The organism is Caulobacter sp. Root1455 (genome assembly GCF_001426905.1).
In the GTDB taxonomy this organism is placed as follows: domain Bacteria; phylum Pseudomonadota; class Alphaproteobacteria; order Caulobacterales; family Caulobacteraceae; genus Caulobacter.
This window is the reverse complement of sequence record NZ_LMFQ01000025.1, coordinates 107,590-123,830: the sequence shown is the minus strand read 5'-3', so window position 1 is coordinate 123,830 and position 16,241 is coordinate 107,590. Positions and strand designations below refer to the sequence as shown.

The window sequence follows — 16,241 nt, the reverse complement described above, 5'->3', positions numbered from 1 at the left end:
GCGCCGAGCCGGACATATCGTCGCATAACGCCCATGTTGTCTGTCCGGAAAGGCAGTCGGGCCGTAGCTGCTTGTCCATATTCGTGCATGAGCCGTTCCACGATGATCGATGATCCGGCCCCGCCCATGGCCCTCCACACCTTGATGCGCGAAGCCTTCGACACCGCGTCCGAAGGCTTGGCCGTGTTCGACCCGGCGGATCGATGCGTGGCCTGGAACCAGCGCTATGCCGAGCTCTGGGCGCGGTGGGGCGTCGAGGTTGTCGAGGACATGACGTTCGAGGCCCTGCTGCGGGCCGGGCTGGCGGCCGGGCGCTATCCGAACGCGGGCGCGCGTCCGGAGGCCTGGCTGGCCGAACAGATCCATCGCCGCGCGACCTTGGAGCATGTACGCGAAGAGCGGGTGGAGCATGGTGAGCGCCTGCGCTTCGCCACGCGCCGCACGGTGTCGGGCGGCCGGGTCACCAGCTGCGTCAGCCTCGAGCCGGCCAGCGCGTCGGAACGCTCGGCGCCGCCCCAGACCTTCCTGGACACCGTGATCGAGAACGTCCCGGCCATGCTGTTCGTCAAGGACGGCGAGACCGGCAAGTTCCTGCTGGTCAATCGGACCGCCGAGGAGGTTCTGGGCGCGCCGCGCGAGGCGCTTCTGGGCCGCTCGGACTACGATTTCTTTCCCGCCGACCAGGCCGACTTCTTCGTCGCCCATGACCGCGAGGTGCTGGCGAGCGGCGAACTGCGGACGATCCCCGAAGAGCCGCTCGACACCCCGCACAACGGCCGGCGCTGGCTGCAGACCCGCAAAATCGCAATTTCCGGCGAGGATGGCCGCCGCCATCTGCTGGCGATCTGCGAAGACATCACCGAGCGCAAGCTGAGCGCGGCCGCCCTGGACGCGGCCCTGCAGCGGGCCGAAGCGGCCAGTGTCGCCAAGAGCGAGTTCCTGGCCAATATAAGCCACGAGATCCGCACGCCGCTGAACGGGGTGATCGGCATGGCCGAGGTGCTCAGCCGCAGCAGCCTCACCCCGCGGCAGCGCGAGATGATGTCGGTCATCCTCAGTTCGGGCCGGACCCTGAACCTTCTGCTCAGCGACATCCTCGACCTGTCGAAGATCGAGTCCGGCGCGCTGGAGCTGGTCGTGGAGCCGATGAACCTGCGCGAGGCGGTGACGGCCGCGGCGGCGGTTTTCGAGGCGGTCGCCCGCGACAAGGACCTCGGCTTCCAGCTGGGCTTCGCCGACGGCTTCCACGACCAGGTGGTGGGCGACGCCCTGCGCATCCGCCAGATCGTCGCCAACCTGACCAGCAACGCCGTCAAGTTCACCAACGCCGGCGGCGTGCATATCCACGCCACGACGACCGCCGCGCCCGGCGGCGGCGTGGCGCTGAGCGTCTCGGTCCAGGACAGCGGCGAGGGTTTCGATCCGGCCAGCAGCGATCAGTTGTTCGAACGCTTCCAGCAGGCCGACGGCTCGGTGACCCGCCAGGCCGGCGGCTCGGGCCTGGGCCTGTCGATCGCCCGGCGCCTGGCGCGGCTGATGAACGGCGACATCGCCTGCGCGGCCCAACCCGGGCACGGAGCCACCTTCACCTTCCAGGCGATCCTGGGCGCCTGCGAAGGCGACGAGGCCTGCGCCTGCAAGCCGAATCCGGAACCGACCGCGGCCCAGCCGCAGATCGAGCGCCGCCTGCGGGTCCTGCTGGCCGAGGACCATCCGACCAATCAGAAGGTCGTCGATCTGATGCTGGGCGACGCCGCGGACCTGACCATCGCCGCCGACGGCCAGGCGGCCCTGACCGCCTTCGCCGAGCAGCCGTTCGACCTGATCCTGATGGACACGCAGATGCCGGTGATGGACGGCTTGGCCGCCACCGCCGCGATCCGCGCCCGCGAACGCGACCAGGGACTGGCGCGCACGCCGATCATCTCCCTGACCGCCAACGCCATGCCCCATCAGGTCCAGGCCTGCCTAGCGTCCGGCGCCGACCTGCATCTGGCCAAGCCGATCAGCATCCACAGCCTGTTCGCGGCGATCAACCAGGCGCTGGAACTGGTCGAGGCTTAGGAGACAGCACGAAAACACCCTCTCCCAGAGGGAGAGGGTGAAGGAAGCGCCCCTACCCGCCGACCAGCGAGAAGTCGGCCACTTGACCCATCGCGTCCCGGACGGCGGCCAGGGTTTTCAGGCGGTTGTCGCGCTCAGCGGCGACCTCGGAGTTGACGAACACGCCGTCCAGGAAGGCGTCGACCGGGCCGCGCAGGCCGGCCAGTTCCTGCATGGCGGCGGTGAAGTCCTCGGCTTCCAGGGCGGACGCCAGCGGCTTTTCGATCATCCGCAGGGCGTCGTGCAGCTGCACTTCCGGGGCCGAGGCGTCGGGCAGGATCTCGCGACCGCCCTCGGCTTTCCAGCCCTTCTTCTCCTCGGCCTTGAGGATGTTGGAGGCGCGCTTGTAGCCGGCCAGCAGGTTCTTGCCGTCGTCGGTCTTCAGGAACCCGTCCAGCGCCTCGACCCGGGCGACGATGCGCACCAGGTCGTCGTCGCCGAGCGCGAACACGGCGTCGACGAGGTCCGAACGTTTGCCCTGATCTTTGAGTGTCACTTTCAAGCGATCAACGAAGAAGTCGAGAACACTTTTAGAGAGCCAAACGCTCGCTTGCCAAAGCACACCTGATTGGCGGCTGAGGAAGGATTCAATTGCTTCAGACACCGACGCGGGGGCCGCGACTGCAACCTTTTCAGGCTCAACATCCCCGAGCAATTTGAAGACGGAAGAGAAATCGCGACGATTGGCGCGAGCCATCGCCTTGATGTCTTCATGAAGCGAGGCTGCGGCCTCAAGGTCATCAAACTTCGCGAACATCTCGGCACGAAGTTTTTCGATTTCAGTCGTGATTTGCCATTCGTGCCACGGGAATAAGAGGTCGGATGTCACACCGCCACGGACGTTATTTTCCAGCAGTATCCGGATAACCCCCAACGCCGCCCGACGCAGCGCGAACGGGTCCTTCGAGCCCGTCGGCTTCTCATCAATCGCGAAGAAGCCCACCAGCGTGTCCAGCTTGTCCGCCAGAGCCACCGCCACGCTCAGCGGCGCGGTCGGAACGCTGTCGCCGGGGCCTTGCGGCTTGTAGTGGTCGCGGATGGCGTCGGCGATCTCGGGGTCCATCCCGGCGGCGCGGGCGTAATAGCCGCCCATCAGGCCCTGCAGTTCCGGGAACTCGCCGACCATCTGCGAGGCCAGGTCCGCCTTGGCCAGACGCGCGGCTTCGGCCGCCTTGTCCGGATCGGCGCCGACCAGCGGCGCGATTTCGCGAGCCAGGGCGACGATGCGCTCGACACGTTCGGCCATGGTCCCGAGCTTGGCGTGGAAGGTCACGCCGTTCAGCTTCTCCAGCCACGGCTCGAAGCCGACCTTGACGTCCTCGTCCCAGAAGAACCGGGCGTCCGACAGGCGCGAGCTCAGCACCTTGGCGTTGCCCTGCGCGATCACCTTGCCGCCGTCGGCCGACTGGACGTTGGCGATCGTGATGAAGTGCGGGGCCAGGCCCTCCCCGTCCGGCTTGCGCACGGCGAAGTACTTCTGGTGGGTGCGCATCGAGGTGCGGATCACCTCGCCCGGCAGGTCCAGGAACGCCGGGTCCATGTCGCCCAGCACCGGGGTCGGCCATTCGGCCAGGCCGGCGACCTCCTCGAGCAGGCCGAGGTCCTCGACCAGCTCCAGATTGCGGGCGAAGCACAGGGTCTTGCAGCCCTCCAGGATACGCGCCTTGCGCTCCTCGACGTCCAGCACGACGAAGTGGTCCAGCAGGCCCTTGCTGTACTCGTCGAAGTCGCGAACCTTGAACGGCTGGCCGCCCCAGCCGTGGCCGAGGCGCATGAAGCGGTGGCCCTCGGTGACGTCGCCGCTCTCGATGCCCTCGATGGCGAACGGCACGACCTCGCGGTCGAACACGCAGAGAATGCGCTTCAGCGGCCGCACCCAGCGCAGCTTGCTCGTGCCCCAGGTCATCGACTTGGGCCAGGCGAAGCCGCGCACGATCGCCTCGACCATCTCGGCGACGATCTCGGTGGTCGGGCGGCCGGTCTTCTCGATGAAGGCCATCCAGACGCCGTCGCGCTCGACCAGCTGGTCCTGGGTCAGGCCCGCCTTGCGCAGGAAGCCTTCCATGGCCTGGGGCGGGGCGCCGACGCGCGGGCCCTTCAGCTCTTCCTTGCGGTCGGCCTGGGCGATCGGCAGGCCCTCGACCACCAGGGTCAGGCGGCGCGGACCGGCGAAGGTCTTCAAGGCCTCGGGCAGGAAGCCGGCGGCGGCCAGGTGTTCGCGCGCCATGCGCTCCAGGTCGCGCGCGGCGCCGGCCTGCATGCGGGCCGGGATCTCTTCGGAGAACAGTTCGAGAAGGAGTTGAGGCATCGACTCTACGCGGCTTCCTGCTGCTCGACCCAGGCGCTGGCGCACAGCTTGCAGAGGTCGCGGATGCGGCCGATGTAGCTGGCGCGCTCGGCGACGGCGATCGCGCCGCGGGCGTTCATCAGGTTGAAAAGGTGGCTGGCCTTGAGGACCATGTCGTAGGCGGGCAGCACCAGGGACTTGCCCTGGTACGAGCGGGCCAGCATCAGCGGCACCTGGCGCTCCATGTCCTCGAACTGGCCCTTCAGCACGGCTACGTCGTAGCCGTGGAAATTGGCTTCCGAGTGCTGGCGTTCGTTCTCGAGGAACACGTCGCCATAGGTCAGATGGCCCAGCGGCGCGTCCGGATCGTTGAACGGCAGGTCGAACACGTTGTCGACGCCGAACACGTACATGGCCAGGCGCTCCAGGCCGTAGGTCAGCTCGCCGGCCACCGGCGAGACGTCCAGGCCGCCCACCTGCTGGAAGTAGGTGTACTGGCTGACCTCCATGCCGTCGCACCAGACTTCCCAGCCCAGGCCCCAGGCGCCGACGGTGGGGTTTTCCCAGTCGTCCTCGACGAAGCGGATGTCGTGGGTGCGCAGGTCCAGGCCGATGGCCTCCAGCGAACCCAGATACAGGTCCTGCATGTTCGGCGGGTTCGGCTTCAGGATCACCTGGTACTGGTAGTAGTGCTGCAGGCGGTTGGGGTTCTCGCCATAGCGGCCGTCGCCCGGACGGCGCGAGGGCTGCACATAGGCCGCGTTCCAGGGCTTGGGACCCAGGGCGCGCAGCACCGTGGCCGGGTGCAGGGTCCCCGCCCCCACCTCGACGTCGTGCGGCTGCAGGATCACGCAGCCCTGGGCGCTCCAATAGTCATGGAGCGTCAGGATCAGGCTTTGAAACGACTTGGGTTTTGGGGCGGGCATCAGGGTCCGAACAGGGCCAGAAAAAAGTCGGCGGACCATAGGGCCCGCCGACTGACGCTTCAAGCTTAGTTGGACCTCGCGGACCGCTGGAAAGGCTTAGTTGCCCTTGGCGGCGGTGCGCTTGCCGGCGTTCGACATCGGGGCGCCGTAGAGCTTGCGGTTTTCCGGGGTGTCGGCGATCGGCGGATTGGAGACGACGTTGGGGTCGCCGGCCTTCAAGGTCGACTGCTGCTCGGCGGGCATCGACGAGACGCGGCCGGCGGTGTCGGTCGCCGCGCCGGTCGGGGCCGGCATGGTGGTCGCGGCCGTCGGGTCGGCCGGCGTCGTGGTGGCGGTCGCCGGGTCGGCGGGCATGGTCTGGTCGGCCGGGGCGGCGGCGGTCGGGTCCGGGTTCACGGGGGCGCCGGGAGCCGTCGACTGGGCCATGGCCGCGCCGGACATCAGCGCCAGGGCGGCGGCGGCGGTAGCGATACGCACAAACATGGGGCTCATCCTTCTGGGAAGAAACGCAGCCACATCAGCGTCCAGACCTTGAGTCCGTTGCCAGGATCACGGGTTCGTGAACGTTTTACTTGGCGAACATCACGATCGCCACGCCCACGAAGATGACCCCGAACCCGACCAGCGTCTTCCAACTGATCGCCTCGCCCAGGTAGAAAACCGAAAACAGCGTGAAGACGATCAGGGTGATCGCCTCCTGGCCCGTCTTCAGCTGGGCGGTCGAATAGACGCCGTGGCCCAGGCGGTTGGCGGGCACGGCCAGCATGTATTCCGGCAAGGCGATCAGCCAGCTGGTGAAAATGGCCAGCAGCATCGTCGTCGAGCGATTCTTCAGGTGGCCGTACCAGGCGAAGGTCATGAAGACGTTCGAGGCGATCAGCAGGCCCCAGGGCGCGATCTTGATCCAGACGGAAGGCATGGGCGGCGGAGACTCCAGATCGCGGCGCGTGAGCCGGTGATTGTATGCGGTTCGCGACAGGCCGGGCCAGCCCGCCTCTTCGAACCGCGAAACGCCGCCTTTCCGAGCGCGTCCGGCCATTGACGCCCAAATTTTAGGCGCCGCGCCCCTTTCGTTTCCAAATCCCTACCGCGCGACAGCCATGTCCGAAGCGCGACCGATAGCGTGAACAGCGCCGGGGAAACGATGAGGGCCCATGGGTCCGCGTCGCGGTGCGAGTGAGCAACGCGCTCTAAAACCAATTCAAGGGGAGCCCGCGCAGTCAGCGGGTCGGAGCAAGGCGGATGAAACTGATCATAGCGATCGTCAAACCCTTCAAGCTCGACGAGGTCCGCGAGGCGCTCGTCGCCGCGGGGGTCGAAGGCCTGACGGTGTCCGAGGTCAAGGGCTACGGCCGTCAGAAGGGCCAGACCGAAATCTATCGCGGCGCGGAATACCAAGTGAATTTCGTGCCGAAGGTGAAGCTGGAAGCCGTGGTCGACGATGCGTCGGCCGCCAAGGCCGTCGAGGCGGTCAAGGCCGCCGCCGCCACGGGCAAGATCGGCGACGGCAAGATCTTCGTCCTCAATGTCGAGGAAGCCGTTCGCATCCGGACCGGCGAAACCGGCCCGGCCGCTCTGTAATTCGTCGGGGAATAAGGGGATACCAACGATGAAACTGCACTTTAAACCGCTGGCCGGGCTGATGCTCGCGGCGACTCTGGCGGGGGCTCCGCTGGGCGCCGTCGCCTTCGCTCAGGACACGGCCGCGCCGGCCGCCGCCGCGCCCGCCGAGGCCGCGCCGGCTCCCGCCGCTCCGGTCGCCGCCGCCCCGGCTCCCGCCGAGGCCGCGCCCGCCGCCATCGTCGACAAGAACGACAAGGGCGACAACGCCTGGATGCTCACCTCGACCGTCCTGGTTCTGCTGATGATCCTGCCGGGCCTGGCCCTGTTCTACGGCGGCCTGGTCCGCTCCAAGAACATGCTGTCGGTGATGATGCAGGTCTCGACCGTGGCCATCATCGGCTTCGTCGCCTGGGTGCTGTGGGGCTACAGCCTCGCCTTCACCGACGGCGGCAGCTGGGACCTGTTCGTCGGCGGACTCAGCCGGCTGTTCCTCAAGGGCGTGACCCCGGCCAGCAACGTCGCGACGTTCTCGACCGGCGTGGTGATCCCTGAACTGACCTTCATCTCGTTCCAGGCGACCTTCGCGGCCATCACCGCCGCCCTGGTCATCGGTTCGCTGGTCGAGCGCATGAAGTTCGCCGCCATCGTCGCCTTCGCCGTCCTGTGGCCCCTGTTGTCCTACTATCCGCTCGCCCACATGGTCTGGTGGTGGCCCGGTCCCGACGCCATCGCTCTGGCCCCGACCGCCGCGATCAAGGCCGGTCAAATCTGGACCTGGGGCGGCCTGGACTTCGCCGGCGGCACCGTGGTGCACATCAACGCCGGCGTCGCCGCCCTGGTCGGCGCCCTGATCCTGGGCAAGCGCCAAGGCTACGGCAAGGAGCCGATGCCGCCGCACTCGCTGACCCTGACCCTGGTGGGCGCCGGCCTGCTGTGGGTGGGCTGGTTCGGCTTCAACGCCGGCTCCAACCTGGAATCCAACGGCTACGCCTCGCTGGCGATGATCAACACCTTCGTCGCCACCGCCGCCGCCGGCCTGTCCTGGGTCCTCGTCGAGTGGGTCACCAAGAAGAAGCCGTCGGCCCTGGGCCTGGCTTCGGGCGTGGTCGCCGGCCTGGTGGCCGTCACCCCCGCCGCCGGTTTCGCCGGCCCGATGGGCGCGGTGATCCTGGGTCTGGTCGTCTCGCCGGTCTGCATCTTCTTCTGCTCGGTCGTGAAGAACGCGCTGAAGTACGATGACAGCCTGGACGCCTTCGGCATCCACGGCATCGGCGGCATCGTCGGCGCCCTGGCCACCGGCCTGCTGGTCAACCCCGCCTGGGGCGGCGCCGGCATCGTCGACTACACCACCTGCGCCAAGGACGGCGACATCTCGACCTGCGACGCGCTGGCCACCTACACGCCGATCGGCCAGTTGATCATCCAGGCCAAGGGCGTCTGCCTGACCATCGCGTGGTCGGCCATCGCCTCGATCATCGTCTTCTTCGTGATCAAGCTGGTCATCGGTCTCCGCGCGACGCCGGACGCCGAGGAAGAAGGTCTGGACATCTCCGAACACGGCGAACGCGCTTACCACAGCTAAGGCTGGGGAAGGCACGGTCCAAGGTTCGGATCGGGAGGGCGCGGAAGCTTCGGCTTCCGCGCTTTTCTTTTGGGGCTACCCCGCGAACGGCCCGCCCAGCCGGCAGCGCCGGACCCACCAGTCGGGCCGCATCTGCTCGAGGCGTTCGGCCAGGCCCTCGGCCTCGATGTCGCCCGCGCACAGGGCAAAGCACGTGGCGCCCGAGCCGGACATCCGGGCCAGCAGGGTCTCGGGCTCGTCGGCCAGCAGCTCCAGCACCTGGCCGATGCGCGGCTCCAGGGCCACGGCCGGGGCCTGCAGATCGTTGCGGGTGAAGCCGGCCAGCCAGGCGCAGACCTCCTCGACGCTTTCCAGGCCGTCCAGCAGCGGCGGCGGCGCCTCGCCCTCCGGCGCGACGGCCGCGTCATAGGCCCGATAGACCGCGCCGGTCGGCGACGGGACCAGCGGATTGACCAGCACGGCGTGCAGCTCCGGCAGGGCCGGCGCCGGCGACAGGCGCTCGCCCCGCCCCTCCGCCATGACCGGCGCGCCCCAAAGACAGGCCGCGCCGTCGGCGCCGAGGCTCCCGGCCACGGCCTCCAGGTCGACGTCTGACAGGTCGGGCGCCAGGGCCTCGCGCAGCAACCGCAGCGCCGCTCCGGCGTCGCTGGAGCCCCCGCCCAGGCCGGCGGCGATCGGCAGGGCCTTGTCGAGGATCAGGCGGAAGGGCGGCAGCGGTCCGCCCAGGCGCGCGCGCAGGGCGTTGGCGGCCCGCACCACCAGATTGTCGTCGCCCAGCGGGATCTCGCCGCCGAACCGGCCCGTCGCCTCGAAGCTCAACGCGTCGGCCGCCTGCAGGCTGACCCGGTCGCCGACGTCGGCGAACAGCATCAGGCTGGAGATCGGATGATAGCCGGCCGCGTCGGGGCCGCCGACGTGCAGGAACAGGTTGACCTTGGCCGGGGCGAAGGCGTCGAGGCGCATGGCGTGCCCTTGAAGCGTCTGGAAACGTCTAAAGTCGTCAGGCTACTGGCTGGAGGCCATCTTGGCCGGCGGACCGCCCAGGCCGTTCTTGAGCTTGGCCTCGGCCTCGGCCTTCTGCTTGGCGTCCGGCTCCAGGCTGAGCACCCGCTGCCACTGGTAGCGCGCCTCGATCTGGCGTCCGATGCGCCAATAGGCGTCGCCCAGGTGGCCGTTGACGTCCGGATCGCCCGGCTCCAGCTCGACGGCCTGCTCCAGCTTGGTCACGGCGGTCTGGTAGTCGCCCTGGCGGTAGTAGCCCCAGCCCAGGGAGTCGAGCATGGCGCCCGACAGCGGCCGGGCGTCGACCGCCTTCTGGACCATGGCGATGGCCTCGGGCAGGTGCACCCCGCGATCGATCCACGAATAGCCGAGATAGTTCAGCAGGTCGGGTTCGTCCGGGCTGAGCTTGATCGCCGTCAGCAGGTCGCGCTCGGCGTCGGTCCAGCGGCCGGCCCGCTCCAGGGCCACGCCGCGCATGTAGAGCAGACGCCAGTCGGGCTTGTCGCCCTCGCCGGCGATCAGCGGATCCAGGGCGGCGGCCGACTCGGCCCAGCGCTCGTTGGCCCGCAGCAGGTCGGCATAGGTGATCTGCGCGTCTCGGTCCTTGGGCGCGGCGACGGCGGCCTGCTGGGCCAGGGCGACGGCCTTTTCCTTGTCGCCGCCGGTCTGGTAGCTCCAGGCCAGCTTGGACTGGGCCGCGACATAGCGGGCCGAGGTCGGCGCCACCTTGGCGTAGGCCTCGCGGGCTCCGGCGGTGTCGTCGTCCTGGGCCAGCAGATCGCCGACCAGCAGCCAGGCGTCGTCGCGCTTGGGATCCAGCCGTAGGGCCAGGCGCAGATAGGCCAGGCCGAACTGGCTCTGGCGCTCGCTGGCGAAGGTGGCGGCGCAGGCGACCAGCATGTGGGCGGCGCCCTGCTTGTCGGTCGGCAGGGCCGGCGCCGGACCGCGCGCCGCGGCCCGGTCCCGGGCCATCCGCAGGCCCTGATCGTCCGGATCGCGGGCCAGGGCCGCGTCATACAGCGCCACGGCGTCGGCCTGACGCTTGCGGCGCTCCAGGAACGCGCCGTAGTCCTCGACGAACAGGCCCCGGGCGTTCTCGATCGCCATCAGCGCCTTGTAGTCGGTCTCGGCCTCGTCATAGCGCTTGGCGCGCTCGTAGAGCCGCGCCTGGCTCAGCTGGCCGAAAAACTGCACGAACCGGTCGCCCTGCAGCTCCGGACGCGTCACCGCGTCGGCGTTGTCGCCCGCCGCGGCGGCCAGCCACGGGGCCAGCAACACGGCGGCGGGACGGTGGGGGAAGCCCAGGGTCTCGGTCTTCAGCAGCGTCTGGGCGTCGCGGCCCTTGCCGCTGGCCATCAGGTCGACCACCCGGGTCAGGACGCCCAGCCGGCGAACCTGCTCGTTGGCGTCGGCGCCGCGCGGGGCGATGGCGGCGGCGCGCTGCACGTCGCCCGCCAGCAGGGCCGCGGTGAAGGCGCGGTCGGCCAGCACCCCCGGATCCTCGTCCAGCTGGCGGGCCTCGTCGAAATAGGTCGCCGCCTGGGCGTTCGAGCCGTTCAGCAACGCCGCCTGCCCGGCCAGGAACTGGCCATAGGCCGATCGGTTCGAGCCCCAGGCGGATCCCACGGCGAACTGGCCCCGCAGGTCCGGCCCGGGCGCGGCGGCGGCGCAGGCGGTCAGGGTCGAGGCCGAGAGAAGGGCGAGGAGAAGCTTGATACGCGTCATGTCCGCACCCTCATCGGTTTCCGGGCGCGCCGCAAGAAAAAGGCGCGGTCCGAACGTTCGGACCGCGCCTCCAGTCTCGCGTTTATGGGGCCTTTCGAAGGCCGCTTACATGTTCGGATAGTTCGGTCCGCCGCCGCCCTCGGGCGTGGTCCACACGATGTTCTGCGACGGGTCCTTGATGTCGCAGGTTTTGCAGTGGACGCAGTTCTGGGCGTTGATCTGGAAGCGCGGGTCCTGACCCTGCTCGTTGTAGAGCACCTCGTAGACGCCCGCCGGGCAGTAGAGCCGGGCCGGTTCGCCGTACTTGGGCAGGTTCACCGCGATCGGGACGGTCGGGTCCTTCAGCGTCAGGTGGGCCGGCTGGTCTTCCTCGTGGTTGGTGGCCGAGATGAACACCGAGCTCAGCTTGTCGAAGCTGATCACGCCGTCCGGCTTGGGATAGACCAGCGGCTTGTAGTCCTTGGCCAGGCCCGTCGACGCCGCGTCGGTCTTCTCGTGCTTCATCGTGCCGAAGAACGAGAACCCGCCGGTCAGGTGGTTGACCCACATGTCGAACATGCCCAGCGCTCCGCCCAGGGCGGTGCCGAACTTGCCCAGCAGCGGCTTGGCGTTGCGGACGACCTTCAGCTCCTTGGCCACCCAGGACTTCTCGTAGAGCTCCTGATAGGCGACCAGCTCGTCGCCGGCGCGGCCGGCGGCGAGGGCCTCGAAGGCGGCGTCGGCGGCCAGCATGCCGGTCTTCACCGCGTTGTGGCTGCCCTTGATCCGCGGCACGTTGACGAAGCCGGCCGAGCAGCCGATCAGCGCCCCGCCCGGGAAGGTCAGCTTCGGGACGGACTGATAGCCCCCCTCGGTGATGGCCCGCGCGCCGTAGGCGATGCGCTTGCCGCCTTCCAGGTGCGGCTTGACCGCCGGATGGTGCTTGAAGCGCTGGAACTCGTCGAACGGCGACAGCCAGGGGTTCTTGTAGTTCAGGTGCACGACGTAGCCGATGGCCACGTAGTTGTCCCCGAAGTGGTACATGAAGCTGCCGCCGCCGGTCTGGTTGTCCAGCGGCCAGCCGGTGGTGTGCTCGGCCAGGCCCGGCTGGTGCTTCTCGGGCGGCACCTGCCACAATTCCTTGATGCCGATGCCGAACTTCTGCGGCGACTTGCCGGCCGACAGGTCGAACTTGGCGATCAGCTGCTTGGCCAGCGAGCCACGCACGCCCTCGGCGATGAACACGTACTTGCCGTGCAGCTCCATGCCGGGGTTGTAGTCGGGCTTGTGGTGCCCGTCCTTGGCCACGCCCACGACGCCGACCACGACGCCCTTGACCGAGCCGTCGGCGTTCCAGACCAGGTCCGAGGCCGCGAAGCCCGGATAGATCTCGACGCCCAGCTCCTCAGCCTGGGCGGCCAGCCAGCGCGAGACATTGCCCAGGGAGGCGATGTAGCAGCCGTGATTGTGCATGAACGGCGGCATGGCGAACATCGGCAGCGAGAGGTCGCCCGATGGGCCCAGCAGCCGGAAGACGTCCTTGGTGACGGGGGTCTCCAGCGGCGCGCCGCGTTCCTTCCAGTCGGGGAACAGCTCGGCCAGGCCCTTGGGATCGATCACCGCGCCCGACAGGATGTGGGCGCCGACTTCCGAGCCCTTTTCCAGCACGGCCACCGAAACCTCGGTCCCGGCCTTGGCCGCCAGTTGCTTGAGTCGGATGGCGGCCGAAAGGCCCGCCGGTCCGCCGCCGACGATGACGACGTCGTATTCCATCGACTCGCGTTCGAGCTCTTCGCTCATGGGATCTCCCGCCCCGGGCGCACTCTGCCCGCGTTCTTGCTGTTTGAATCGAAGCTTATCGTGAGGTGACGCATCGGTGGTCAAGAATAAACGGATGTTTTTTGCTGCGATGCAGCGCAGCCCCGACGTGGCGAGCGTCGAAACTTCGTACTAAGAGAACGCATGGACCTCCCCATCGCGTCTCACCTCGATCCGCGCGCCGTGGAAAGCCTGCTCGCCTTCTGGGCCGATGCGGGCGTCGAGGCCTCGTACGCGGACGATCCGATCGACCGCCTGGCCGAGGGCGCGGCCCTGCTGCGGGCCCGCAAGGAGCCCCCTGCCCCGGTCGCCGTCGCCCCCGTCGCGACGCCGGCCTTCGGTCGAGGACCGGATCTGGGCACCGCCGTCGCCGAGGCCCAGGTCCTGGCCGCCGCCTGCGCCGACCTGCCCGCCCTGGCCGCCGCCATCGCCGCCTTCGACGGCTGTCCGCTCAAGACCCAGGGCGCCCGGCAGGCCGTGGTCTCGCGCGGCCCGGCCGACGCGCCCCTGATGATCATCGGCGAGGCCCCCGGGGCCGACGAGGACCTGCAGGGCGCGCCGTTCGTCGGCCGCGCCGGCCAGCTTCTGGACCGTATGCTGAAAGCCGCCGGCGTGCTGGACCGCGCGTTCGTCACCAACACCGTCTTCTGGCGTCCGCCGGGCAACCGCACGCCCACCCCGCAGGAGCAGGCCGTCTGCGCGCCGTTCCTCGAGCGAGCGATCCAGCTGGTGCGGCCGAAGATCCTGCTTTTGGTCGGCGGCGCCTCGGCGAAGAGCATGCTGAAGCGCGAGGAAGGCATATTGTCGCTCCGCGGACGGTGGTTCGAATGGACCTCCAGCGACGGCCAGACCGAGCTTCCGGCCTTGCCCACCTTGCATCCGGCGTTCCTGCTGCGTCAGCCGGCGGCCAAGAAAAAGGCCTGGGCCGACATGCTTATGCTCAGTGAGAGGCTTGATCGCCCGGAGCGTCCCAACTAGAGATTCGGGCGACCAGTTGGACACGGGACGCGTCGGGGAGCCTTTCGGGGCAAGGGCGCGGAAACGCATTGCAGCTTCTAGCTCGCCCTCTGGCCGTTTTCTCGGCCTTCGTGTTTTGCTTCGCGGTCGCTTTCAGCGCCCCCTCGAGCGCCCGTGCGTCGTCGCTCGAGCCGCTGTCGGACGCCGACGCCCGCTTCTATCGCGCCGCCTTCGCCGCCGCCGACCATGGTGATTTCGACGCCGCCGAGGCCGCCGCGGCCAACGCCCGCGACCACAGCCTGCGGGGCCGGCTGGAATTTTCCAAGATCATGCATCCGCGCGCCTACGCGGCCAGCTATGACGAGCTGACCGACTGGCTGGACTCCTACGGCGACCAGGCCGGCGCCGACCGGGTCTACGCCCTGGCCGTCAAGCGCAAGCCGGCCCGCGTCGCCGCGCCGAAGATCCCGGCCCTGTTCGTGGCCGGCGCCAAGGGCCCCGCCCCGGCCGACAAGGCCCGCGCCGCCCGCGAGGCCTATTATTCCGGCGACGTGAAGAAGGCCCTGACCCTGGCCGAGCGCGCCGACGAGCCCTGGATCGCCGGCTTGTCGGCCTTCCGCCTGCAGGCCTACGCCCAGGCCCGGACCTATTTCGAACGCGTCGCCGACGACGACAAGCAGGACGAATGGCTGCGGTCGGCCGCCTCGTTCTGGGCCGCGCGCTCGGCGGCGTCCGGCGGCCAAGCCCGCGACATCGAGGATCTGCTCAGCGCGGCCGCCCGCGCGCCCAACACCTTCTACGGCATGATCGCCGCCCGCCAGTTGGCCCTGGCCGGCCTGGCCCTGGCCCAGGACGACCCGATCGCCGCCCTGCTGACCAAGGTGTCCTACGAGGGGCCCGACACCGCCTCGCTGGCCCGCCTGCTGGCCGCCGACCCGCGCGCGCGTCGCGCCGCCGCCCTGGCCCAGATCGGCCGCTGGGCCGAGGCCGGCCAGGAACTGCGCGCCGGCCTGTCCCTGGCCAGCGACGATCCCAAGGCCCGCGGCGACTGGACCGACCTGGCCCTGGCCCTCAATGAAAAGGCTCCGCTGAACGCCGGGCGCGCGGTCAAGCGCGTGGGCGGCGAGGACTATCCCCTCCCCCTGCTGGAGCCCAAGGGCGGCTTCACGATCGACAAGGCCATGGTCTACGCCCTGGTGCGCCAGGAAAGCCGCTTCGACCCCTACGCCACGTCGGGCTCGGGCGCGGTGGGCCTGATGCAGCTGATGCCGATCGCCGCGGCCCGCGCGGCCGGCGACGACAAGCTGCTGGCCGACACCACCCCGCTGCTGGACCCCAGCTTCAACCTGCGGGTCGGCCAGGACTATTTCACCTGGCTGATGGACCGCGGCCTGCAGAGCCCGGACCTGTTCCGCGCCGTCGCGGCCTATAACGGCGGCCCCGGCACGCTGATCAAGACCCAGGAACAGCTGGGCGGCGCAGACTGCGATCCGCTGATGCTGATCGAGAGCCTGCCGGCCCAGGAAACCCGCAACTACGTCGAAAAGGTCATGGCCTCGTACTGGACCTATCGCAAGCTGATGGGCGCGGAGACCAGGACGCTTGACGCCGTGGCCAGCGGCGCGCGGGTGATTGATTTCAGGCTGGATCAGTAATTCAAGTCCCGCTCATCCCGGCGAATGCCGGGACCCAGATGGAAGAGCTGTGAGCTGCTTCCACAGGCTCCGAGCGCTCTCCAATCAAGCTCTCCGGTTTGGGATCTAGGTCCCGGCATTCGCCGGGATGAGCGGAGGTTTGGGAGCTCAAACCCGCAGCCGCGCGGCCCTAGGCTTCAGCCGCCCCAGCAGCGCCTTCAGCGGGTCGCCGCCGGGCTTGAAGCCGCCCGCCGCCTCGACGGCCTCCCGCGAGGCGAGAACCGCCAGGGGACGGCCGAACAGGCCCGGCGCGGCGATCCAGGCCGGCTTGCCGCCGCCGCCCGCCAGATGAGCCTCGACCGGCGTGCGCCAGGCTTCCGGCAGGACCAGATCCTCGCCCAGGGCCAGGATCCAGGCGCTCTTGGCCGCCGCGCAGCCGACCGCTAGGCGCGTGCCCGCATCGCCCGACGCCTGGACCACCCGCGCGCCGCTGTCCTCGGCGATGGCCAGCGTCGCGTCGGTCGAGCCGGCGTCGGCGAACACCACCGCCTTGACCAGACCGTCGACGGCGGCCGGCACCAGCAGCGGCAGGACGTGGACCAGGCGCGCGGCGCTGTCGCGGGTGGGCAGGACGACGGTGATCATGGTCCTGCTTCAGGGGATTG

General features: G+C 69.2%; 13 protein-coding genes. 5 read left to right on the top strand and 8 right to left on the bottom strand.

The window, feature by feature from the left end:
• Nucleotides 1-87 precede the first annotated feature (87 nt).
• On the top strand, nucleotides 88-2,064 hold the full coding sequence (locus ASD21_RS21770) for an ATP-binding protein (protein WP_056446536.1): 1,977 nt from the start codon (nucleotides 88-90) through the stop codon (nucleotides 2,062-2,064).
• A gap of 52 nt (nucleotides 2,065-2,116) precedes the next feature.
• On the opposite strand, the gene glyS is transcribed toward ASD21_RS21770, so the two are convergent.
• The 4 genes from glyS to ASD21_RS21750 form a co-directional block, all read right to left on the bottom strand.
• Nucleotides 2,117-4,411: a glycine--tRNA ligase subunit beta gene (glyS, locus tag ASD21_RS21765; RefSeq protein WP_056446533.1), complete on the bottom strand. Its 2,295-nt coding sequence runs from the start codon at nucleotides 4,409-4,411 to the stop codon at nucleotides 2,117-2,119.
• A 5-nt stretch (nucleotides 4,412-4,416) separates the two neighbouring features.
• Entirely contained in the window at nucleotides 4,417-5,316 is a 900-nt protein-coding gene (locus ASD21_RS21760) for a glycine--tRNA ligase subunit alpha (RefSeq protein ID WP_056446530.1), read from the bottom strand.
• A gap of 96 nt (nucleotides 5,317-5,412) precedes the next feature.
• Complete coding sequence (locus ASD21_RS21755) at nucleotides 5,413-5,799, bottom strand: hypothetical protein (protein ID WP_056446528.1); 387 nt, start codon at nucleotides 5,797-5,799, stop codon at nucleotides 5,413-5,415.
• 85 nt (nucleotides 5,800-5,884) lie between these two features.
• The gene (locus ASD21_RS21750; RefSeq protein ID WP_056446815.1) at nucleotides 5,885-6,235 is read right to left on the bottom strand and encodes a DMT family protein; all 351 of its coding nucleotides are present in this window, start codon (nucleotides 6,233-6,235) and stop codon (nucleotides 5,885-5,887) included.
• Nucleotides 6,236-6,558: 323 nt separating this feature from the next.
• Between ASD21_RS21750 and ASD21_RS21745 the strand changes: the two genes are divergently transcribed.
• Both ASD21_RS21745 and ASD21_RS21740 read left to right on the top strand, forming a co-directional pair.
• On the top strand, nucleotides 6,559-6,897 hold the full coding sequence (locus ASD21_RS21745; RefSeq protein ID WP_007665036.1) for a P-II family nitrogen regulator: 339 nt from the start codon (nucleotides 6,559-6,561) through the stop codon (nucleotides 6,895-6,897).
• 28 nt (nucleotides 6,898-6,925) lie between these two features.
• Nucleotides 6,926-8,461, top strand: a complete 1,536-nt coding sequence (locus tag ASD21_RS21740; protein WP_056446523.1) for an ammonium transporter — start codon at nucleotides 6,926-6,928, stop codon at nucleotides 8,459-8,461.
• 75 nt (nucleotides 8,462-8,536) lie between these two features.
• Here ASD21_RS21740 and ASD21_RS21735 read toward each other — a convergent pair whose 3' ends face one another.
• From ASD21_RS21735 to ASD21_RS21725, 3 genes are all read right to left on the bottom strand, one after another.
• Nucleotides 8,537-9,424 (bottom strand): 4-(cytidine 5'-diphospho)-2-C-methyl-D-erythritol kinase, encoded by an 888-nt coding sequence (locus tag ASD21_RS21735; RefSeq protein WP_056446520.1) that lies wholly within the window; start codon nucleotides 9,422-9,424, stop codon nucleotides 8,537-8,539.
• A gap of 42 nt (nucleotides 9,425-9,466) precedes the next feature.
• Nucleotides 9,467-11,188 carry a tetratricopeptide repeat protein gene (locus ASD21_RS21730; protein WP_056446517.1) on the bottom strand — a complete coding sequence of 574 codons (1,722 nt, stop codon included), beginning with the start codon at nucleotides 11,186-11,188 and terminating at the stop codon, nucleotides 9,467-9,469.
• 105 nt (nucleotides 11,189-11,293) lie between these two features.
• Entirely contained in the window at nucleotides 11,294-12,967 is a 1,674-nt protein-coding gene (locus ASD21_RS21725) for an electron transfer flavoprotein-ubiquinone oxidoreductase (protein WP_056446514.1), read from the bottom strand.
• Nucleotides 12,968-13,129: 162 nt separating this feature from the next.
• On the opposite strand from ASD21_RS21725, the gene ASD21_RS21720 reads away from it, so the two are divergent.
• Together ASD21_RS21720 and ASD21_RS21715 are read left to right on the top strand one after the other, a co-directional pair.
• Nucleotides 13,130-13,963, top strand: a complete 834-nt coding sequence (locus ASD21_RS21720; protein ID WP_442856990.1) for a uracil-DNA glycosylase — start codon at nucleotides 13,130-13,132, stop codon at nucleotides 13,961-13,963.
• 68 nt (nucleotides 13,964-14,031) lie between these two features.
• A complete protein-coding gene (locus ASD21_RS21715; protein ID WP_082554900.1) occupies nucleotides 14,032-15,597 on the top strand; it encodes a lytic transglycosylase domain-containing protein in 1,566 nt (521 codons plus the stop codon).
• Between the two features lie 147 nt (nucleotides 15,598-15,744).
• Here the strand turns inward: ASD21_RS21715 and ASD21_RS21710 are convergent, their stop codons facing one another.
• Nucleotides 15,745-16,221 carry a hypothetical protein gene (locus ASD21_RS21710; RefSeq protein WP_056446508.1) on the bottom strand — a complete coding sequence of 159 codons (477 nt, stop codon included), beginning with the start codon at nucleotides 16,219-16,221 and terminating at the stop codon, nucleotides 15,745-15,747.
• Nucleotides 16,222-16,241 lie beyond the last annotated feature (20 nt).